Genomic DNA, 21940 nt, shown 5'->3' on the forward strand with positions numbered 1-21940 from the left:
GAAAGGCGTGGAAAAACTTTCCGGTGCCACCGTGATGGCCACCGACCTGCGCGCCTCGGCCAGCCTGGTGATGGCCGGTTTGGTGGCCGACGGCGAAACCATCGTCGAACGCATCTACCACCTCGACCGCGGCTACGAGCACATCGAGAAAAAACTCGGCGGCGTCGGCGCGAAAATCGAACGCGTACGCGGGTAACCGCCTGCACGGTTTGAACAGCGTGCCGGATGGGCAGGTTTGCCGTAACGGTTTGCTGCAAAACAAATAATGAAGGCAATGATGAAGGCCGTCTGAAAAAGCATTTTCAGACGGCCTTTCATGCAAACTTATTTTGAATGTCGCCGTTTATCCCCACGGATACCGAAGTGCAAACATCTGGATTCCCGCCTGCGCGGGAATGACGGGGTTAATAGGTACGGTTAGAAGGTAGGTACGGTTAGCCCGCCGCAGCGGGCGTAACCGTACAAAACAGCGGAAAATGACGGTGCAAAAACAACCATGCGAAAAGGAGGAAAACAAATTTCGCAGAAAAACCATCCAAGGCCGTCTGAAAAGTTTCGTAGCTTTTGATGGGCTGTTCTGTTGTGTACGGTTGCGCCCGCTGCGGCGGGCTAACCGTACCTACGCTTTTTACCCGTCATTCCCACCTGTGCGGGAATGACGGGTTGGGGTTTCAGACGGCCTGTTTACCGTTTACTGACTGTTACCGTGTGTCGAACAGTTCCCGTTACCTGACTGTTTCCGTTCCATCAAAAGTAGGTACGGTTAGCCCGCCGCAGCGGGCGTAACCGTACGCAACGGCGGAAAATGCCGGTGCAAAAACAACCATACGGAAAGGCAGGAAAACGGATTCTGCAGAAAAACCGTCAAAGGCCGTCTGAAAAGTTTCGCAACCTTTGATTGGCTGTTGTGTACGGTTACGCCCGCTGCGGCGGGCTAACCGTACCTACCCGTTACTTTTCAAATTTGGTGGGTCGTGAAGGATTCGAACCTTCGACCAACGGATTAAAAGTCCGCTGCTCTACCAGCTGAGCTAACGACCCGAAAGAGTGCGCATAATATGAAAACTTTATTGGGTTGCCAACAGCGTTATTTACTGTTTAACAGATGCTCCCTTAAAAGATTTCACGCCAGCTGATACGGTGCACGCCGCAGTTGCGACCGTCAACTGCAAAGCTGCTGCCGCTGCCTTTTAGAATAAAGCGGTCGCCTTTGCCCGTAAAACATTGGTTTCTCGGAATGGCGTTGCTTGTGTTTAACATACCGTCGGTTCCTGAACCGCCGCTGTCGCCGTCGAGCGTAACAGGGCTGTCGGTGGCACGTTGGATTGGGTTAACGTAAGTGGTGCCGTCGATACCGCTGTGCATTTGGCCGTTCGCAAAATAACCGCTGCTGTTCAAAACGGGGGTGCCGTCTTTTTTCAAGTATCGGATACGGGCATGGGGTTTTGACAGTGCGCCGCCGGTGTCGGCATGAATCATCAGATCCCAGCTGTTGCTTTCCGTTTTGGTTTCAGTGGTTTCGGGAATACACACATCACCTGAAGAATTGCTAACGGTTTTGGTGGTTTTATAAATGCGGGTATTCACCAATGCGCTGCGCAAAATCATGGTGGGTTTCACAACCACACGTTCGCCGTCGGTTGCGCCCAAATCGATTTTCCAACCCTTATGTTCAGGTTTTATCAGGTTGTTGGTTAAAAAGCGGTAGTCTTTGCCTTCAATCTTTTCAACCTTTAATTCTTGCTGCAGCAAATCGCTAGCCGTTGCGGCTGCTCTCGTTGTTACAGTATTGGTTACAGGCGGGGTTAAATCATCGAAAATTCCGAAAATTGCCTGCTGGGTTTTGCTGGTTGCATCGCTTTGGTAGATGTCGCTGCCTGTGCCGAAAATAACCACATATTTATTGCGGGATTGACGGGAAACGGCAGGGGCTGCGGTAATCGGTTGGGTTGTCGAACCATCGTAGATACGCTCCACTTTCCAGTTGCCGGGATTCTCGCCGCGCAAATCGAAGCGGTACATATTGCCGCCGTAATCACCTGCATAGGCAACATCGGTAATGCCGTCGAAGTCTGTGTCCAGCAGGGTGGGGCTGGATAAGCCGCCTTCGCCGCCTGAAACTTCGATTTTTTTAATCAGATCACCTGCCTTGGCTCCTTTTACCTCTCCTGTTGAGGCTTCCTGCCCCAGTAAATCGTAAACATAGAGGGCGGTTTCGTTGCCGGCATCATTGATATCCTGTTTGCGGTAACCGCTGGCAAGAAATGCTGCATAGCGCACATTTTCAGAGGTATTTACAGCTTCTTGGCTGCCTGCGGCAGGGCGTTGGATGGAAATACGGCCGATTTGCGGCGTGCCGACGGTGTAACCCAATGTGTTGCTTGCGCCTTTTGCCGTTTCAAATAGAGGCACTTGGGTATCCCAGCTGCTGTCGGCTGCATTCAAGCCGATTTCCGTGCCGTTTTTACGGTCGGTTCCGCCGATATTCAGTGCATAAGCACCGCGGCCGCCCTGGCCCATGGCACCGAACATAACGGTTTGCTGGCCTTTAACCTCGCCCGACGGAGCGGGTGTTTGGCGCACCACAAACCCGCCGTTAACCATATAACGGTGCGGCGTGGATGTTCCATAACCTTCAACGGCAAGTTCTTTTAAAGTTTTGCCTAAAGTTTCACCGCCGTTACCGCTGTCGCGTTCCATGCCTGCGGGGATATAACTGAGTTTCAGGCTATACGGGTGGTTGGCATCGCTGCTGCTTTGAAACAGATGCACCATGCCGTCGTTGGCGGCGGTTAATAAGAACTCTTGCCGGCCGTTAACGGTTTTGCCGATGGTGGCGATGCCGCTGTCTAAAATATCGCCCAAATCACGCTTGCCGCTTACCGGATTGCCGTTGCTATCCAAATTACGGTCGCGGTAGGTTTGGCTGTATTGATTGCTGGCAGCTTCGGCCTTAATCACAGAATCGGCTTTGCTGCCGCGCACGGTCCACGGTATCAATGCGTTTTTCCATTCGTCGGCTGCGGTGCCCGAAATGCCGAAATCTGCATTGCTGCCGTTGAGCGCACCCGCCCAAAAAATACCTTTACCCGCCGCATCGGGCGTGCCTGTGTTAACCAGCGTTTTGCGGCCTGTAAAAGAAGGTTGTTTAAAGCTGTTTTTAAATGAACCGTCTTCTGCCAATTCGTAAAAGCGCAATTGGCTGCTCCATGTTTGCGGATCCAGATATACCGACAAAGCCGCACTCGGCGCTTCACTGGTGCCCTTGCCTGTTACGGCAGGCGCGGCGGTGCCCACACCTTCTTGTGCATTATTCAGGCTGCTGTTTTCAATATTTTCGAAGATTTGGCTGAATGCCTGAACCAGATCCTCTGCTTTTGTGGCGCTGAAAAAATAATCAGGTTTGCTGGCACCTTTTTGCAGATAAGTACGCCCGGCCTCACTCAAACTTTCTCCGAAGCCTACCGTAAAGGTTTCGGCGGTTTGGTTTTTGAACTTGCTTGTGCCGTCTTTTTCTTTAGGATCCTCAGGAACACCGTCCCAACTTTTTCCTGTGGCATCGGTTCCGCCGGTTTTGAAATCTTTGGTTTGCAGGGTTTTGCTGAACCAGTTTAGACCGTCATTTCTATCCCAAACCGTATCCCATACTTCAGTATTGGTATCGGTAATTTTGTAATCAAACCCTCCTCCTTCACGATAACCAAAGTAGGGGTCGGTTACCGCATTGTTTGGAAATACTGGAGTTGCTGACTTCACATGCCATTTTCCATTCCGGTATTCAAAATCAGTATTTTTAGTTTTGTGGCTGTCGTTGGCATCTCCATCCGACATTAAAACGATATAGTTTTTTTGGCAACGGTAACGGGTGTTTTTAATTACATCTTGAGCAATTTGATAATAACGGTAGGTAGTGGGTGTGCCCCCGTTGGCTTTCAGTTTGTTGATGCTCTGGATCACGTCTGTCCACTTATCGGTATAGCCCGGTAAATTGGCAGAGCCATTGTCATGCAAAGTTTGAAAGCCCCAATTAATCTGATCGGTGTATTTGTTGACCACGTCAGATAAAGCATTTTTCGTAATTTGAAGGCGGGATTGTTGGCTGCCTGTTACAGTCCAGTTCATACTGCCCGAGTCATCGATAAACAGCATCACATTCGGCTTAACCTTGCCCGCCCCGCCCTGAATTTTGGTTTCGTTTTGAAGATAGATAGGTGTATCGGCAAAATTTGCCGATGCCGTTCCGGTTGCCAATAATGCGAAAGCCGAAGATAAGCTGTAAATCATCGGGCGCATGGTTGTGCGAAAGCGGGAAGGTAGTTTTTTCATAATGTGCAGTCTTTCATAATCACCCGCAAAAGCGTGAATGGCTTAAGTTTGGGCGTTAATGTAATTTTTTGTATGGAAATGTATGTGATTTTATCATACCAATTGAGTTTTCTATATTTTTTAGGGCAGATAAAGATGGCAGTTTCTTAAAATGCAACAGTTTGCCCATTAGAGCCGGAAACTCAGCGTTGTAGGTACGGTTAGCCCGCCGCAGCGGGCGTAACCGTACGCACCGGCGGAAAATGCAGGTGCAAAAACAACCATACGAAAAGGCGGAAACGGAAAAACGGATTCCGCAGAAAAACTGTCACGGGCCGTCTGAAAGGTTTCGTTGTCTTTGTGGCTGTTGTGTACTACGTTTCCATTCGGGAATGGCGGGCAGGCTTTTCAGACGGCCTTTTGCTCTTTTGCTACAATACCGCTTCCCGTTTTCCCGCCGAGAAAGGCCGTCTGAAATGTCCAAACCCGCCGTTTCCCCGATGATGCAGCAGTATCTCGACATCAAAGCCGGCCATGCCGACAAGCTGCTGTTTTACCGCATGGGCGATTTTTACGAGCTGTTTTTCGATGACGCGGTAGAGGCGGCGAAGCTGTTGGACATCACGCTGACGACGCGCGGGCAGGTCAACGGCGAGCCGGTGAAGATGGCGGGCGTGCCGTTTCATGCGGCGGAGCAGTATCTGGCGCGGCTGGTGAAAATGGGCAGGAGCGTGGCGATTTGCGAGCAGGTGGGCGAAGTGGGCGCGGGCAAGGGGCCGGTGGAACGCAAGGTGGTGCGCATCGTTACGCCCGGCACGCTCACGGATTCGGCGTTTTTGGAAGACAAGGAAACCAACCGCATCGCGGCGGTGTGCGTGGGGAAAAAGCAGGCGGGCATTGCGTGGGCTTCGCTGCAAAGCGGTGAATTCAAAGCGAAAATGACGACGGCGGACAAGCTGGACGACGAGTTGGCGCGTTTGCAGGCGGCGGAGGTTTTGCTGCCCGACAATCAAACCGCGCCGGTTTTTCAGACGGCCTCGGGCGCGGCCAACATCACGCGCCTGAACGTTTGGCAGTTTGCCGCCGACGCTGCGGAAAAGCTGCTGACGGGCTATTTCGGCAGCCAGGATTTGCGCGGTTTCGGGTTGGACAAAACCGAACACGCCGAGGCGGTGGGCGCGGCGGGCGCGCTGCTGAACTACATCCGCCTCACGCAAAACCATCTGCCGCAGCACCTCGACGGCCTCTCGCTCGAAACAGAAAACGAGTATATCGGCATGGATGCCGCCACCCGCCGCAACCTCGAAATCACCCAAACGCTCGCCGGCAAAAAAGCGCCGACACTGTTTTCGGTACTCGACGAATGCGCCACCCACATGGGCAGCCGCCTGCTCGCGCTGTGGCTGCACCATCCGCTGCGCAACCGCGCCCACATCAGGGCGCGCCAGCAGGCGGTTTTGGAACTGCAAAACCAGTTTGAACACGTTCAAGGCCGTCTGAAAAACTCTGCCGACATCGAGCGCATCGCCGCGCGAATCGCCGTGGGCAACGTGCGTCCGCGCGACCTTTCCGCCCTGCGCGACAGCCTGTTTGCGCTGGCGCAAATCGAGCTGGAAACGGGCGCGAGCAGCCTGCTGGAAACGCTGGCCGCCGTGTTCCCCGCCGCCCTGCCCGTTGCCGAAAAACTGGCCGCCGCCATTCTGCCCGAACCGGCCGTTTGGCTGAAAGACGGCGGCGTGATTAACCACGGCTTCCATGCCGAACTCGACGAACTGCGCCACATCCAAAACCACGGCGACGAATTCCTGCGCGCTTTGGAAAACCGCGAACGCGAGCGCACGGGGCTTTCCACGCTCAAGGTCGAGTTCAACCGCGTACACGGTTTCTACATCGAATTGTCCAAAGTGCAGGCCGAGCAAGCCCCTGCCGACTACCAACGCCGCCAAACCCTCAAAAACGCCGAACGCTTCATTACGCCCGAACTGAAAGCCTTTGAAGACAAAGTGTTGACCGCGCAAGACCAAGCCCTTGCATTGGAAAAACAGCTTTTCGACGCGCTGCTGAAAGAGCTTCAGACGGCCTTGCCGCAATTGCAGAAAACCGCCAAAGCCGCCGCCTCGCTCGACGTATTGTCCACCTTCGCCCGCCTTGCGCAGGAACACGGCTACGTCTGCCCCGAATTCGCCGATTATCCCGTCATCCAAATTGAAAACGGCCGCCACCCCGTCGTCGAACGGCAGGTGCGCCACTTCACGCCCAACCACACCGCTCTCGACCACAAACACCGCCTGATGCTGCTCACCGGCCCCAACATGGGCGGAAAATCCACCTACATGCGCCAAGTCGCCCATATCGCGCTGCTCGCCCACACCGGCAGCTTCGTCCCGGCAGACGCAGCCAAAATCGGCCCCATCGACCAGATTTTCACCCGCATCGGCGCGAGCGACGACCTGGCCGGCAACCGCTCCACCTTCATGGTCGAAATGAGCGAAACCGCCTACATCCTGCACCACGCCACCGAGCAATCACTGGTGTTGATGGACGAAGTCGGCCGCGGCACCTCCACCTTCGACGGCCTCGCCCTCGCGCAGGCCATCGCCGAACACCTGCTCCAGAAAAACAAATCCTTCAGCCTGTTCGCCACCCACTACTTCGAGCTGACGAAGTTGCCCGAAGCCCACGCCAACGCCGTCAACATGCACCTTTCCGCCGTCGAACAGGGGCAGGACATCGTATTCCTGCACGAAATCCAGCCCGGCCCCGCCGAAAAAAGCTACGGCATCGCCGTCGCCAAACTCGCCGGCCTGCCCGCCCGCGCCCTCAAATCCGCCCGCAAACACCTCGACGGACTCGAAGCCCAAGCTGCAGCCAACCGCCCGCAGTTGGATATTTTCAGCGGCATGCCGTCTGAAAGCGACCATGCCGGACCCGACGAAACACACACCGAAAGGCCGTCTGAAACCCCAAGCCGCCTGCTCGAAGCCCTGTCGGACATCAATCCCGACGACTTGTCGCCGCGAGATGCGTTGGATATGCTGTACCGTTTGAAAAATTTGGTTTGAACCAAAAGTGAAAAGGTTTCAGGCCGTCTGAAATCCGCGTAGGGTGGGTGTACACCCACCATCGTCAAATATGGCAGAGATGGTAAATACCGTAGAGATGGTAGGTTGACCTAACCCTACCAAAATTGCCTTGCGGGAAGGCCGTCTGAAAACGCCAACCCGTCATTCCCGCACAGGTAGGGGGGAATGATGGTAGTCCGAAAAATCAACTTGGTTGATGCTATACCAACGTATTATCTAAATACAATTGCCGAAATAAAACATCATATTTTCAAGTGCATATCATTGAGCATGAATTTCATTTATTTTCAATAGGTTGCTTTCTTTATAATTATTTTGCGGTTTGATATGTTAGTTTTTTGACAGCATATCGATTTATCGATAATGCCGTATGGTTTGAATTGTTTGATTTTTATAAGGAGTTTGTATTATGAAGACATTAAATGTGACTGAATTACAGCAGGTTTCCGGCGGAGCAGACTTTGTTGCAGGTAGAGCTGCTACTACTCTGGCTGCTACTATTACTGGTCGTTGCTATATAGGTAACCGGCGGATAGGAGGAGGCAAATTTGGTTGTTATTGACACCGTTGTATACTGCTGTTGTCTTTTAAATTTGGGTAAGTAGTAAATAGACGTGACTATAACAATTAAATTTTAAGAAAGACCGATATTTGTACTTTCAGGAATAAAATCATTGTTATGTAATAGTCTTGTTTGATTTGATTGCTTTATTCTAGAGCACATAACATATGTTTTTTTATCATTTATAATGATAGGCTGCCTAAGTGTTTTCAGGCAGCCTGTTTATTTCGCAGTAACATAACAGCCGTGGCCAGACCATACGCCGCAGTAGGAAAACTACCCTTAAAGAAAGCACTCCCATGAAACCTGCCCTAATCATCCTGTTCCTGCTCGCCGCCGTTTCCGCGCCGCTGTTTTACCTGCACTACCGCGCATCCCAAGCGGCGGTCAGGCCGTCTGAAATCGGAAATGCCGATGTCGCGGTGGTACTGGGCAATGCGGTCAACCGCAACGGCGTACCCAATCCCTGCCTGCGTTCGCGTGTCGCGGCGGGCGTTGCGCTTTACCGTGCGGGCAAAGTGCCGCTGCTGGTAATGTCGGGCGGCACGGACGACGACGGCAGCAACGAGGCCGAAACCATGGCGGCGATGGCCGCGGAAATGGGTGTGCCGTCTGAAAACATCCTGCTGGAAAACCGTTCCACCAGTACTTTTGAAAACCTTGCGTTCAGCACGCCGCTGGTGGCGGACAAACCGCGCACGGTCATCGTCAGCTCGGCATTCCACCTTGCCCGCGCACGCTGGCTGGCGGAAAAGCAGTGGCCGGACAAGACTTTGTCGGTGTTCGCGGGCGACCCCTGCGACATCGGCACCCCGCGCTACATCCGCACGCTGTTGCGGGAAAGTCTGTCGTGGGTAAAGGCGTTGGTGCTGGAAGCGTTGAAGTAGTTGTAGGGCAGGTTTTTAATAGGCTGTGCTTGGATGGATATTGTTGATTAACCATTGGCAAGACGGATTTCTCCAGCTTCCGCCATTCTCCTGCGCAGGCGGGAATCCGGATGTTTGCTTTGCGGTGTCCGTGGAGATAAAGCAGCGGTTTTCTAAAAGCGGCAGGCTTCCAAGGCCGTCTGAAAATGATGGGCTGCCGTTATCCGCTGACGGATTCCGGTCTGCGCGGGAATGGCGGAAAATCAAACATCAACGCAATATCTGAACACGGTCTTTTCATCTTAAAAAAAGGCGGATTTACGTCCGGGACAATCCGAGACAGGCAGCCGTGTTGCCGCATATTTGGAACACGGGTTCGGAGCAGAGCCTGAAGCGGGATGTTGGGTGTTCAGGTGTGTTATCCGTTTTGCAGGGAGCAGCGCGGGTTGAGTGTCTGCGGGTTTTGGTTTACCATTTAATCAATAATGACTTTTATTAAGAAGATTTTTTATGAAACCGAACATCCGAAACCTGATTTTTTCCGTTGCGCTGGCAGTCGGCGCGGCTTCCGTTTATGCCAAACCCGTGCAGATTGTCGATACGGCAAACCGCAAGGTTACGGTCGATTTGCCGGTCAAGCGCGCGGTGGTGGGCTTTTATTATCAGGACTATATGGCCGTGGGCGGTAAAGAGGCGTTCGACAATGTAGTCGGTTTGTCGAAGGCGGTGTGGGCGGATTGGGCGCCGACCAGTTGGGAAGCCTTTACCAAAGCCGTGCCGCGGCTCAACGAGCTGGCCGATGTGGGCGAAGTGGAAGTGGGCACGTTTTCCATCGAAAAAGTGCTGTCGCTGAAGCCCGACCTGCTGGTGTTGGCCGACTGGCAGTATCAGGCCTTGGGTTCGGATCTGGACAGGCTTGAAAAAGCGGGCATTCCCGTGGTGGTGCTCGACTACAACGCGCAAACCGTTGCCAAACACGTCAAATCCACCGAAATCATCGGCACGCTGACCGGACGGCCCGAGCGTGCCAAACAACTGGCGGACGACTACAAAGCGATTGCTGACGACATTCAGGCGCGGGTGAAAAAAGCCAACCTGCCCAAGCCGAAAGTGTATGTGGAGTTCGGCAACAAAGGCCCGTCGGAATACAGTTTCACATTCGGCAAAGCGATGTGGGGGCCGATGATCGATTTGGTGGGCGGCGAGAACATTTCGGCCAAGGCGGTGGAGTTTTACGCTCCCGTCAACCCCGAAACGGTATTGGCGGCCAAGCCCGATGTGGTGGTCATTACCGGACGCGAAACCGAGTTGAAGAAAAACCCGTCGGCCATGGTGATGGGCTGGCAAATCGACAAAGGCGAAGCCCAACGCCGTCTGAACGGTTTTGCCAAACGGCAGGGCTGGAACGCGCTGCCCGCCGTGCAGAACAACCGTTTCTACGGCGCATACCACGCCAATTCGCGTACACTTTCAGACGGCGCATCGCTCCAATTCATGGCCAAAGCGGTTTACCCGCAGCTGTTTGCCGACCTGAACCCCGATAAAACCTATCAGGATTTCTACCGCAACAACCTGCCGGTTATGCCGCAGGGCACGTTCTACATCCAAGCGGGCTGCGAAACCCTGGGCTGCAATGCCGAAGCGGGCGGACAGACGCAAAACGGCGGCGGTTCGTGGTGGGACAGGCTGGTTGCCTGGTTCAAATCGCTGTTTTGACGGAAGGCCGTCTGAAAGCATTTCCTGTCGTTAGCTTGCGCAAGTCCGTTGCGCCACCCCGAGCAGGCGGGGATTCAGATGGTTTACCGTGTTATCCGTAAGGACAAATCGGCTGCTGTCAAACCGGTTTGGGCATGGCCGGTTGCCTGAAATTTGCCGCCGGATTCCCGACTGTTCGGAAGGCGTGTAAGTTAATGACGGTACTTGAGTAGGTACGGTTAGCCCGCGCTAAAGCGGGCGTAACCGTACGAATCCGCAATCCGGTTTTCAGACGGCCTTGGACTGTTTTTCCTGCCGAACCCGTTTTTCATCGTTGGATCCGTTTGTCCGCCGTTTTGTACGGTTACGCCCGCTTTGGCGGGCTAACCGTACCTACGTTGCTACGTTGCTGCGGTATCCGTAAGGACAAATCGGCTGCTGTCAAACCGTTTGGGCATGACCGGTTGCCTGAAATTTGCCGCCGGATTCCCGACTGTTCGGAGGGATCACGTAAGTGAATGACGGTGAGTGAGTAGGTACGGTTAGCCTGCCGAAGCAGGCGTAACCGTACAAAACGGCAAAACAATGCTTCAGCAGAAAAACCGCCCAAGCAAGGCCGTCTGAAAGCCGGACTGTGATTTCGTACGGTTACGCCCGCTTTGGCGGGCTAACCGTACCTACGTTGCTGTCGCCGGGCATCAGCCGCCGGATTCCCGCTGGCTCAGGAATGGCGGGAAATGTTTTCAGACGGCCTGAACAACGGAACTTTATGTGCATAAAGGCCGTCTGAAACATTTGCGGCGTCATGCCGTCCGTATCGGGCAAAAGGCGGTATCCCTGCGTTTGCGGCGGTCTGTCGGGGCGGCGGGCGGATTGCGCTGTTTTTTGTCCGAACGCATTTGCCGGAGCCGCCGAAACCGTTCGTTTCATCAACAATTCCATCATTCCATCACAAACCTGCCGAACCGTATCCATGACCCAAACTGTTATTTCTACTGCCGAAATCGTTAAAAACCAGCGTGCGCTTGAGCGCAGGCGCTGGCTGGTGGTTTTGTTTTTTCTGGCCGTCAGCCTGACCGGGCTGGTGTTCGACATTGCCACGGGGCCGTCGATGCTGCCGGTGGGCGAGGTGGTGAAATCGCTGCTGGGGCTGGACGGGGCGGATGCGATGAGTCATGTGATTGTGCACGATTTGCGCCTGCCGATGGCGCTGATGGCTTTGGTGGTCGGTGCGGCTTTGGGCGTGGGCGGCGCGGAAATCCAGACGCTGCTCAACAATCCGATGGCCAGCCCCTATACGCTCGGGCTGGCGGCGGCGGCGGGCTTGGGTGCATCGCTGGTGATTGCGTTCGGCAGCTTCGGCCTGCCCGAAACTCTGGCCGTGCCTGCAGGAGCATTTGTGATGACGATGCTGGCTTCGGGCATCCTGTTTCTGTTTGCTTCCGCGCGGCGGTTCAATTCGGCGGTGCTGGTGTTGGTGGGCATCGCCATGCTGTTTCTGTTTCAGTCGTTTCTGTCGCTGATTCAGTTTATCGCCGCGCCCGAAGTGTCGCAGCAGATTCTGTTTTGGCTGTTCGGCAGCCTGACCAAGGCGACTTGGGAGAGCCTGACGGTTACGGCGGCGGTGACGGCGGTGTGCGTTACATTGCTGTCGCGGGATTTGTGGAAGCTGACCGCACTGCGTTTGGGCGAAGAGCGTGCGGCGGGGCTGGGCATCAATCTGCAGCGGCTGCGCATCAAAACGCTGGTGCTGGTGGCGGTGATGACGGCCACGGCCATCAGCTTCGTCGGCATCATCGGCTTTATCGGGCTGGTTGCGCCGCACGTGGCGCGGATGCTGCTGGGGGAAGACCAGCGGTTTTTCCTGCCCGGCGCGATGCTGGCGGGCGCGGCTTTTCTGTCGGTGGCCAGCGTGTTGTCGAAAACGATTATCCCGGGCGCGCTGTTTCCGGTGGGCATCGTTACGTCGTTTGTGGGCGTGCCGTTTTTCTTTTGGATTGTGCTGTCGAAACGGTAAGTCCGCAGTTGATAAAGGCCGTCTGAAAACTTTTTCAGACGGCATTCCCGAAAAAACAGAATAAGGAACCTTATGAAACCCTTTGTCCGAAACACCCTTGCCGCCGCCGCGATGCTGCTGGCGGCTGCCGCGGCGCAGGCCGAAGTGAAAACCATCACCGACGTGCGCGGCCGCGAAGTGAAAGTGGACGTGCCCGCCAAGCGCGTGGTGCTGGGTTTTTACTTCCCCGACTACATCGCGGCCACGGGCGCGGAAAACTTCAAAAACGTGGTCGGCATTTCGCGCGAATTCTGGGAGAAGTTCAACCCGGGAAGCTGGGCGCTGTACACCGCCAAAATGCCCGAACTGAAAAACATCGGCGACATCGGCAATGTGAACACCGGCACGTTTTCGTTTGAAAAAACGCTGGCGATGAAGCCCGATGTGGTGGTGCTGGCCGACTGGCAGTTCGACACGCTCAAAACCGACATCCCGCGCTTTGAAAAAGCGGGCATCCCCGTGGTGGTGGTGGACTACAACGCGCAAACGGTCGAACGCCACACCCGCAGCACCGAAATCTTCGGCGAGCTGTCGGCAACGCAGCAGCGTGCGAAACAGGCTGCGGGCGAATACGCGGCGGGCATTGCCGAAATTCAGAAACGCGTGAAAAACGCAGGCAGGCCGAAGCCGAAAATCTACATCGAATTCGGCGACAAAGGGCCGTCCGAACACAGCTACACCTTCGGCAAAAACATGTGGGGTTCGATTGCCGACACGGTGGGCGGCGACAACGTGAGCGCGCCGTTCATCAAAGACTGGGGGCCGATCAACCCCGAACAGCTTCTGACCGCCAAACCCGAAGTCGTGATGATTTCCGGCACAGAAGTCGGCATGAAGCAGCCCGACGCGATGGCGATGGGCATCGGCATTTCCGCCGAAGAAGCGCAGAAACGGCTGGCCGGATTCACCAAACGCGCAGGCTGGAGCGGCCTGCCCGCCGTACAGAACAACCGCGTTTACGGCATGTACCACACCGCATCGCGCTCGCTGGCCGATTTGGCTTCCGCGCAGTTTATGGCCAAAGCACTCTATCCCGACCTGTTCGCCGACATCAAACCCGAGCAGACCTACCGCGAATTCCACCGCAAATACCTGCCTGTCGAACCGCAGGGCACGTTTTTCATCCAACTGGGCTGCGGCAGTTCGGACTGCGCCGGCACGAAACAGACCGCACAGGGCGGCGGCGAACAGTCGTGGTTCGACCGCCTGATAAACTGGTTCAAAGGGCTGTTTGCCTGAAGCGGCATCTTGGCAAAAACCGTGCAGGCCGTCTGAAAACATCCTTTACCGCCGCCATGCCTGCCGCAGCCTGTTTTCGCAAAGGCCGGGCGGGTACGGCACCGCAGTAGAAAGTTCAGGCGGTTTCGAAATTTTCTGCTGCGTTCGGGTATGGCGTTGACGGCATACAGGGCAAGACGGATTTTCCCGGCTTCCGTCATTCCCGCGCAGGCGGGAATCCATGTTTGGAATCCGGTATTTTCATATTCAACAATCAATTGTGAATATCAAAGCCGGATTCCTGCCTGAACGGAAATGACGAAAAACCAAGTACCAACACAATATCCGGACACAGCCAAATTTTTTGCACAGCCTTCAGGCCGTCTGAAAACCGTATTCCGATACAGATTTATGCTTACCGTTGAAAACCTTACCGTCAAACGCGGCGCGCTCACCGTTGCCGACGACATCGGCTTCACCCTCGAATCCGGCAGGGTCTATACCGTGCTCGGCCCCAACGGCACGGGCAAATCCTCGCTGATAAAAGCCGTTTTCGGCGAACTGCCCCACAGCGGTTCCATCCGCTACGGCAGCGACACGCTCGGCAAAACCCGCCTGCAACACTGGCAGAAACGCATCGGCTACATGCCGCAGGACACCGCCACCGAAGCCACGCTCACCGCGCTCGAAGTCATCCTGCTCGGCCGCATCGACGCGTTGCACATGCACGTCGGCGACGACGTTTTGTCGGAAGCCGCCGAAACCATGAACCTGCTCGGCATCGGCCACCTCGCCCACCGCGACATCACCCGCCTGAGCGGCGGCCAGCGGCAGCTCGTGATGTTCGCCCAAGTGCTGATGCGCCGTCCCGAAATCCTGCTGCTCGACGAACCCGTGAGCGCGCTCGACATGCACCACCAGCTCAACCTGCTCGAACACGTCTGCCGCCACACCCGCGAACAGGGGCTGGTTACCCTGATGGTGCTGCACGATTTGAGCCTTGCCGCCCAGTTTTCAGACGGCCTGATACTCTTGGGCAGCGGCAAAATCCAAGGCTGCGGCACGCCCGCCGAAGTTTTGCAGGCCGACGTGGTCGGCAGGCTGTACGACATCCGCGTCGAACTGCTGCACGACAGCCGCGGCATCCCCGTCATCCGACCGATGCGGCAGGCCGTCTGAAAACATTCCTGTCATTGGCTTGCGGCAAGTCCGCTGTGCTCCCCTCGCAGTCGGGAATCCACGGTAGATGACGGACAACCTGTCATTTTTTCAGACGGCCTTTGAAGGCAGCCGCGGTTTTATTCTTGCCGATACCGAAATACAACCGTTTGGATTCCCGCCTGCGCGGGGGGTGGCGCAGCGGACTTGCGCAAGCTAATGACGGGCTAAAAGCGTAGGTACGGTTAGTCGAAGTAGGTACGGTTAGTCCGCCGCAGCGGGCGTAACCGTACATCAAGCATAAAGGCAGCGATGATTGGAAGCCGCCTGTCCACGGATGCAGTTGTCCTGCAAAACTGGAGTCCGGTTTTCAGACGGCCTCGGGAAATTTTGCCGAACCTGTTTTGCTGCCGTTTTGTACGGTTACGCCCGCTTGGGGCGGGCTAACCGTACCTACCGTCATTCCCGCGCAGGCGGGAATCCACGGTAGGGAACAGGAAACGCCGGTTTGTTTTCAGCCAATGGAAACGGCAGGGCATCTGCCTGATAAGGCCGTCTGAAAACGTTCCCCTTATTGGCTTCTCCCGGTAGAAGTAGGTACGGTTAGCCCGCCGCAGCGGGCGTAACCGTACATCAAGCATAAAGGCACAGATGATTGGAAGCCGCCTGTCCACGGATGCAGTTGTCCTGCAAAACCGGAGTCCGGTTTTCAGACGGCCTCGGGAAATTTTGCCGAACCTGTTTTGCCGTCGTTTCGTACGGTTACGCCCGCTTGGGGCGGGCTAACCGTACCTACCGTGTTTCTTGCTGTTCCCGCGCAGGTGGGAATCTGTATCCGAACCAACCGAAAGGAACCTTGATGAAAAAATCCCTGTTTACCCTGCTGGTGTTGGCCGCCGCCCCCGCGTTCGCCGCCAACCACGAAGTCAAAATGCTCGACAACGGCAAAGACGGCAACATGGTGTTCGAGCCGGCTTTCGTCAACGCCAAGCCCGGCGATACCGTTACCTTCATCCCCACCCACAAAGGCCATTGGGTGCAGAGCAAGGCCGTGCCTGCGGGTGCGAAGGATTTTCTGTCGAAAGAAAACGAGAAGTTCACGGTTAAGCTCGACAAAGAAGGCGTATACGTTTACACCTGCCCGCCGCACCGCATGATGAACATGAGCGGTGTGATTCAGGTGGGCAAGGCCACCAATAAAGCCAAAGCGCAGGCCGCGGCCGACGAGTTGGACAAACGCGCGATGCAGAACAAAGGCCGTCTGAAAAAATACATGCAGATGGTGAAGTAAAGGCGTTTTCAGACAGCCTTGACGGTTCGGGCTATGTTTCAGAACAAATGCCGTCCGAAACAGGCAGGGCTTTCATGCGGCGGTATGCCGTCTGAAATTGCCGTGCTGCCGCACCGTTGCAGACAGAAACCTAATGTAGGTACGGTTAGCCCGCCCCAGCGGGCGTAACCGTACGAAACCGCCGTTTGCACCGTTTTCAGACAGCCTTGACGGTTCGGGCTATGTTTCAGAACAAATGCCGTCCGAAACGGGCAGTGCTTTTCATGCGGCGGTATGCCGTCTGAAATTGCCGTGCTGCCGTACCGTTGCAGAAGGAAACCTAGTGTAGGTACGGTTAGCCCGCCCCAAGCGGGCGTAACCGTACGAAACCGCCGTTTGCCGTTTTCAGACGGCTCGAGGTTTTACTGCCCATATCCCCAGGCCGCGCATCCGGCTCTCCTGTCGGTTTCACCGTCCAAATCCAAGTTAAGCCGAAATTTACCGCCGCATCCGTCGGCAAAATCCCGCCGTCCGTACCATGCCCGCCATGCTTACCATCGCCACCTGCGCCGCCTATCCCGAACTGCCCGCCAACCTGCTGCCGCTGCTCGACGCGCTGGCCGAACGCGGCATCCGTGCACGCGCCGAACCGTGGCAGAACCGTCCGCAAACGCCGTTTGTCCTGCCGCTTTGCGCGTGGGATTACGCCGCGTATCCCGACGGATTCACCCGTTGGCTGACGGCGGCGGAGCAGGGCGGGCAGTGGTTTGCCAATCCGCCCGCGCTGATGCGCTGGAACATGGACAAACGCTATCTGATTGATTTGGCGGAAAAAGGTATCGACGTGATTCCGTCCGCCACCCTGCCTGCCGATGAAACGCTGATCCGCCGGACCGTGCGCGGACGCGGTTGGCACACGGCGGTGGTCAAACCCTTGGTCGGCCAAAGCGGGCGGGGCGTGGAAAAATTCGTTTCAGACGGCCCCTTGCCCGACCTGCGGCAGTACCCGCAGGGCGTTTTGGTGCAGCCTTATTTACAGGATATTGAAACAGAAGGGGAAATCTCGATGATATTCATCGGCGGCACCTTCAGCCATGCGGTGAAACGGCAGCCGAAGGCAGGAGAATGGCGCGCCAATTCGGCCTACGGCGTGCAGGTTTTTCCGTACAGGCCGTCTGAAACCGCCCTTGCCGCCGCCCGCCGAGCCTTGTCCGCTCTGCCCGAAACCCCGCTGTATGCCCGCGTTGACGGCACGTTTTGGCGAAACGCACCGCATGTGTTTCGGCAAAACCTGCGGCGTTCCTTTTCAGACGGCCTGTTCGTGCTGAACGAGCTGGAACTCATCGAACCCGCGCTTTATCCCGATACCGCGCCCGATGCCGTGCCGAAGCTGGCCGATGCGTTGGCGCAATGGATTCAGGCCGTCTGAAAAACATTTTTCAGACGGCCTGAGTGCATCGAAACCGTTGCCCTGAAATGGTAAAATGCCGTCTTCCGCCCCCATTTTCAGACGGCATCATGCTCACCGATTTAGAAAAAAACGCCATCCGCGACCACTACCAAAACATCGGCAAAAACCTGCCCGGTTTCCGCCCGCGCGCGTCGCAGCGGGAAATGATTGCGGCGGTGGCCAACGCGTTTTCGCGCACCCTGAGCTGCGAAGAGGGCGGCGACGCGCCCAAGCGCGAGGGCGAGAGTATTGCCGTCATCGAAGGGCCGACGGGCGTGGGCAAATCGCTGGCCTATCTGTTGGCGGGCGGCATTATGGCGCAGACGCGCGGCAAAAAGCTGGTGGTGTCGAGCGCGACGGTGGCTTTGCAGGAACAGCTCGTCGACCGTGATTTGCCGTTTCTGGTGGAAAAAAGCGGGCTGGAGCTGACGTTTGCCATCGCCAAAGGGCGCGGCCGCTATCTCTGCCCCTACAAGCTCTACCAGCTCACGCAGGGCAACGCGCAGCAAAACCTGCTCGGCTTCGAAGCCCCGGCGGTGTTGTGGGACAGCAAACCCAAGCCCGACGAAATGAGGCAGATGCGCGAACTGGCCGACGGTTTCGCCAACCGCAGCTTCAACGGCGACCGCGACACCTGGCCGGAAAAAATCGACGACGCGTTGTGGTTCAAAATCACCAACGACCGCCACGGCTGCCTGAAAGCGGCCTGTCCCAACCGCGCCGAATGCCCGTTTTATTTGGCGCGCGACACGCTGGAAACGGTTGATGTGGTGGTGGCCAACCACGATTTGCTGCTGGCCGACATCGGCATGGGCGGCGGCGTGATTCTGCCTGCGCCGGAAAACAGTTTCTACTGCATCGACGAAGCCCACCACCTGCCCAAAAAAGCCCTGAGCCAGTTTGCCGCCGAACATTCGTGGAACACGGCGGTGTGGACGTTGGAAAAACTGCCGCAAATCACCGCCAAAATCGCCGCCGTAACCGACAAGGCCGAAACCGCAAACTTGGCCGACGAAGCCGCTTCATCGCTGCTCGACAGCCTGCACGAATGGCAGTTCCACCTTGCCGAAGAGCCGTCGCTGGACTTCAAGCCGTCTGAAAATGAGTTCCGCCAAAACGACAGCGATTTCAACCGCAAACACAACGACCCCGTATGGCTGTGGCAGGACGGCAAAATCCCCGAAGATTTGGAACTTTTGGTGCAGAACACCGCCGTTGCCGCCCGCAGCCTGCTCAAACACGTTTACAGCCTGAACGAAGCATTGTCCGCCGCGCGCCGCGAAAAAGACCAAGACGGCGCGCTCATCGACCGCATCAGCAGCGAATTCGGCCTGTTTACCGCCCGCACCGAACAAATCAGCGCCGTGTGGGACTTATTGTCCGCCGTACCGCCCGAAGGGAGCGAACCGCTGGCCAAATGGATTACCCGCCGCATCGACGACAAAAACGACTACATCTTCAACGCCAGCCCCATCAGCAGCGCGAGCCACCTCGCCAACAGCCTGTGGCGGCGCGCAGCCGGCGCGGTGCTGACCTCCGCCACCCTGCAATCGCTCGGCAGCTTCAACCTGATTCTGCGCCAAACCGGCCTGGTTTGGCTGCCCGAAACCGCCACCCTCGCCCTCAAAAGCCCGTTCGACTTTGAAAAACAGGGCGAACTCTACATCCCGCCCGTGCACGCCAGCCCCAAAGACCCCGCCGCCCACACCGCCGCCGTCGCCGAATGGCTGCCCAAACTCATTTCCCCCCAAGAGGCCATCGGCACGCTCGTGCTCTTCTCATCACGCAAACAGATGCAGGAAGTCGCCCTGCGCCTGCCCGACGACTACCTGCCGCTTTTGCTGATACAGGGCGACCTGCCCAAAGCCGCACTCTTGCAGAAACACCACCAAGCCGTTGCCGAAGGCCGCGCCAGCATCATCTTCGGCCTCGACAGCTTCGCCGAAGGCCTCGACCTCCCCGGCGAAGCCTGCGTGCAGGTCATCATCGCCAAACTCCCGTTTTCCATGCCCGACAACCCGATAGAGAAAACCCAAAACCGCTGGATCGAACAGCGCGGCGGCAACCCCTTCATCGAAATCACCGTCCCCGAAGCCGGCATCAAACTCGTCCAAGCCGTCGGCCGCCTCATCCGCACCGAAACCGACTACGGCCGCGTGACCATTTTAGACAACCGCGTGAAAACTCAGCGTTACGGCCAGCAGCTTTTAGCCTGCCTGCCGCCGTTTAAAAGGATTGGGTAAAACGCCAAGGCCGTGTTTGGATATTGCGTTGACGGCACACCGGCAAAACGGGTTTTCCAAACTTCCGCCATTCCCGCGCAGACGGAAATCCGGAATCCGTGTTTGAAATCCGGTTTCGTTTATTAAACAATAGCTTGGAAATATCAAATCCGGATTCCCGCCTACGCGGTAATGACGTGATTGAATCATTTCAGACGGCATTGAAGGTATTTTGCAAAGGTTTCTGGCTGGTGCTTTCAGACAGCATAAAACCAGTGAACATAAAAAATGCCGTTTGAACCCAACCAAACGGCATTTTCCTTATCCCATGAATTCATCAACCAATTCCTGCACACTCTTCACACGGTCAATCGCCGAAATGCCGTTGCCCACCGACACATAACCGTGTTCAAAATCCCCTTCCAGCATACCCAAACGCATCCCCATACCCGCATTCATCACTTTGGCAATATCGGCACGAGATGCCCCGTTTTCGCTCATTTCAAAGCATTTTTTGGCGACTTCGGTTGGCAAAGAGCGGTAATAATACGGCTCGGTGCGGAACAATAACAAATCATTGGCAGTTGATTGAACAATCCAATCTTTCACTTTTTGACTGGCTCGGCACTCAACAGTGGCGATAAATGCCGTCCCCACCCACACGCCTTCTGCACCGAGCATAAACGCTGTCTGAACCGCTTTTTTATCGGCAATACCACCAGCAAGCATCATTGGCAAATCCACCTTGCCGACAAATTCCGCCAATACATTAAAACTGCCAATTTCTTTCATTGGCAAAGTTCCGCCTTCGTCAAACCCTGTCAGCACCAAAATATCCGCACCCAACTTTTGCGCTTTTAAAGCGTCTGGCAAATTCGGATTGCCTAAACGACAAATGATTTTAATGCCTGCCTGCTTGAGTTTGGCGTAAATCGCTTCATCCAACCAACCATTATCCAGCACCACAGGCACTTGCTCTTCAATCAGTAAATCTACCATTAGCGGAATGAGCGAAAGGTCATAAGACAACAAAAACGGCACGCCAAAAGGCTTGTCCGTCAAGGCTTTGACTTTGCGAATTTCGGCACGCATACGGTCTAATACATCTTGATTGGACGTTGGATTGGTGGTTTGCCCAGCGTGTGGGGCTAAAAATCCCAATCCGCCAGCATTGGCAACGCTCGCCACTAAATGAGCATCGGTCAGCCACGACATTGGGGCTTGGACAATGGGGTATTTGATATTTAAAATTTGGCTAATGCGATTGTTTTGCATAATATTTTCTCTGATTTAAAAAATGGAATAAGCGTATTTTAGATTATTGAAATTGAGAAAAGAATAGCGAATTTTGGGAAGTTGGTTTTCATTTATGGAAATTAACTTTCAGGCAGCTTGAAAACTTATTTTGCACATTTTCCAAACAAAAACACCGCTTGAATTGCTCCAAACGGTGTTTTGCTTTACTTTTTCGCCTGTTCCAAAACCGCCCGATAGCCATTCGCTCGTTCTTTAGAAAAATAGTCAATCACGGCAAACGAAGTCCCCAAAATAAGTAACGCCACCGCCCACGCTTTCCATTTCACGCCCACATCAAAATGCAATAACGCCAACGCCACCGCAAAACTAACCACACTAATCGCAATAGACATCGGATACAAATATTGAAAATTCGCTACCCGTTTTAATTCATCGACAACAAATTGCGTTTCGCCCACGGCTTGATAAGTGTCTGCCACGTTTGCCATGGTCTGTATATTGCTATAAATCATCGGCACACCAATCGCCAAAAACAGCACCAAAAGCACCATCATCGGCACAAACAAGGCTTTCGCCCCTGTACTTTGCCCATAAAAATGGCACAGCAAACCAATCAGCCCCAAACAAACGCCCGCCCCCACAATAAACCACGCTTCCAAAATTTCGCCTTGATACCAAGCAATCGTGTGTTGATACATTTTATTATCCTAAAAAGTGAAAGGTTTTGGCATTATTAAAACACTAAAACCCATTGATTTTTAAAAATTACTTGGCACAAAAACCGCCATCAACATTTAA

At 55.1% G+C, this 21940-nt stretch carries 13 protein-coding genes, 1 tRNA gene and 1 pseudogene; 11 read left to right on the forward strand and 4 right to left on the reverse strand.

The window, feature by feature from the left end:
- A pseudogene (locus ACEYDX_RS10065) lies at positions 1 to 196 on the forward strand (UDP-N-acetylglucosamine 1-carboxyvinyltransferase); the annotation flags it as partial.
- Positions 197 to 965: 769 nt separating this feature from the next.
- Here the strand turns inward: ACEYDX_RS10065 and ACEYDX_RS10070 are convergent.
- Together ACEYDX_RS10070 and pilC are read right to left on the reverse strand one after the other, a co-directional pair.
- Positions 966 to 1041 (reverse strand) — tRNA-Lys (locus tag ACEYDX_RS10070).
- A 72-nt stretch (positions 1042 to 1113) separates the two neighbouring features.
- Positions 1114 to 4326 (reverse strand): PilC family type IV pilus tip adhesin, encoded by a 3213-nt coding sequence (gene pilC / locus ACEYDX_RS10075; RefSeq protein ID WP_373741889.1) that lies wholly within the window; start codon positions 4324 to 4326, stop codon positions 1114 to 1116.
- Between the two features lie 455 nt (positions 4327 to 4781).
- Here pilC and mutS point away from each other — a divergent pair, with 455 nt between their 5' ends.
- From mutS to dinG, 10 genes are all read left to right on the forward strand, one after another.
- Positions 4782 to 7367 (forward strand): DNA mismatch repair protein MutS, encoded by a 2586-nt coding sequence (mutS, locus tag ACEYDX_RS10080; RefSeq protein WP_373741890.1) that lies wholly within the window; start codon positions 4782 to 4784, stop codon positions 7365 to 7367.
- A gap of 430 nt (positions 7368 to 7797) precedes the next feature.
- Positions 7798 to 7950 carry a bacteriocin gene (locus tag ACEYDX_RS10085; protein WP_373741891.1) on the forward strand — a complete coding sequence of 51 codons (153 nt, stop codon included), beginning with the start codon at positions 7798 to 7800 and terminating at the stop codon, positions 7948 to 7950.
- A 299-nt stretch (positions 7951 to 8249) separates the two neighbouring features.
- The gene (locus ACEYDX_RS10090; RefSeq protein ID WP_373741892.1) at positions 8250 to 8837 is read left to right on the forward strand and encodes a YdcF family protein; all 588 of its coding nucleotides are present in this window, start codon (positions 8250 to 8252) and stop codon (positions 8835 to 8837) included.
- A 489-nt stretch (positions 8838 to 9326) separates the two neighbouring features.
- Positions 9327 to 10532, forward strand: coding sequence for an ABC transporter substrate-binding protein (locus tag ACEYDX_RS10095; protein ID WP_373741893.1), 1206 nt, complete (start codon positions 9327 to 9329; stop codon positions 10530 to 10532).
- Positions 10533 to 11484: 952 nt separating this feature from the next.
- Positions 11485 to 12528 (forward strand): FecCD family ABC transporter permease, encoded by a 1044-nt coding sequence (locus ACEYDX_RS10100; protein WP_373741894.1) that lies wholly within the window; start codon positions 11485 to 11487, stop codon positions 12526 to 12528.
- Between the two features lie 72 nt (positions 12529 to 12600).
- Positions 12601 to 13806: an ABC transporter substrate-binding protein gene (locus tag ACEYDX_RS10105; protein WP_373741895.1), complete on the forward strand. Its 1206-nt coding sequence runs from the start codon at positions 12601 to 12603 to the stop codon at positions 13804 to 13806.
- Between the two features lie 390 nt (positions 13807 to 14196).
- A complete protein-coding gene (locus tag ACEYDX_RS10110) occupies positions 14197 to 14964 on the forward strand; it encodes an ABC transporter ATP-binding protein (RefSeq protein ID WP_373741896.1) in 768 nt (255 codons plus the stop codon).
- Between the two features lie 838 nt (positions 14965 to 15802).
- Positions 15803 to 16234 (forward strand): pseudoazurin, encoded by a 432-nt coding sequence (locus tag ACEYDX_RS10115; RefSeq protein ID WP_373741897.1) that lies wholly within the window; start codon positions 15803 to 15805, stop codon positions 16232 to 16234.
- A 526-nt stretch (positions 16235 to 16760) separates the two neighbouring features.
- Positions 16761 to 17642, forward strand: coding sequence for a RimK family alpha-L-glutamate ligase (locus tag ACEYDX_RS10120; protein WP_373741900.1), 882 nt, complete (start codon positions 16761 to 16763; stop codon positions 17640 to 17642).
- A gap of 89 nt (positions 17643 to 17731) precedes the next feature.
- A complete protein-coding gene (gene dinG / locus ACEYDX_RS10125) occupies positions 17732 to 19906 on the forward strand; it encodes an ATP-dependent DNA helicase DinG (protein WP_373741898.1) in 2175 nt (724 codons plus the stop codon).
- Between the two features lie 300 nt (positions 19907 to 20206).
- Here dinG and ACEYDX_RS10130 read toward each other — a convergent pair whose 3' ends face one another.
- The gene (locus tag ACEYDX_RS10130; protein ID WP_373741899.1) at positions 20207 to 21160 is read right to left on the reverse strand and encodes an NAD(P)H-dependent flavin oxidoreductase; all 954 of its coding nucleotides are present in this window, start codon (positions 21158 to 21160) and stop codon (positions 20207 to 20209) included.
- Between the two features lie 185 nt (positions 21161 to 21345).
- Positions 21346 to 21840: a hypothetical protein gene (locus ACEYDX_RS10135; protein WP_078254514.1), complete on the reverse strand. Its 495-nt coding sequence runs from the start codon at positions 21838 to 21840 to the stop codon at positions 21346 to 21348.
- Positions 21841 to 21940 lie beyond the last annotated feature (100 nt).

This window comes from Neisseria sp. (assembly GCF_041804105.1).
GTDB lineage: Bacteria > Pseudomonadota > Gammaproteobacteria > Burkholderiales > Neisseriaceae > Neisseria.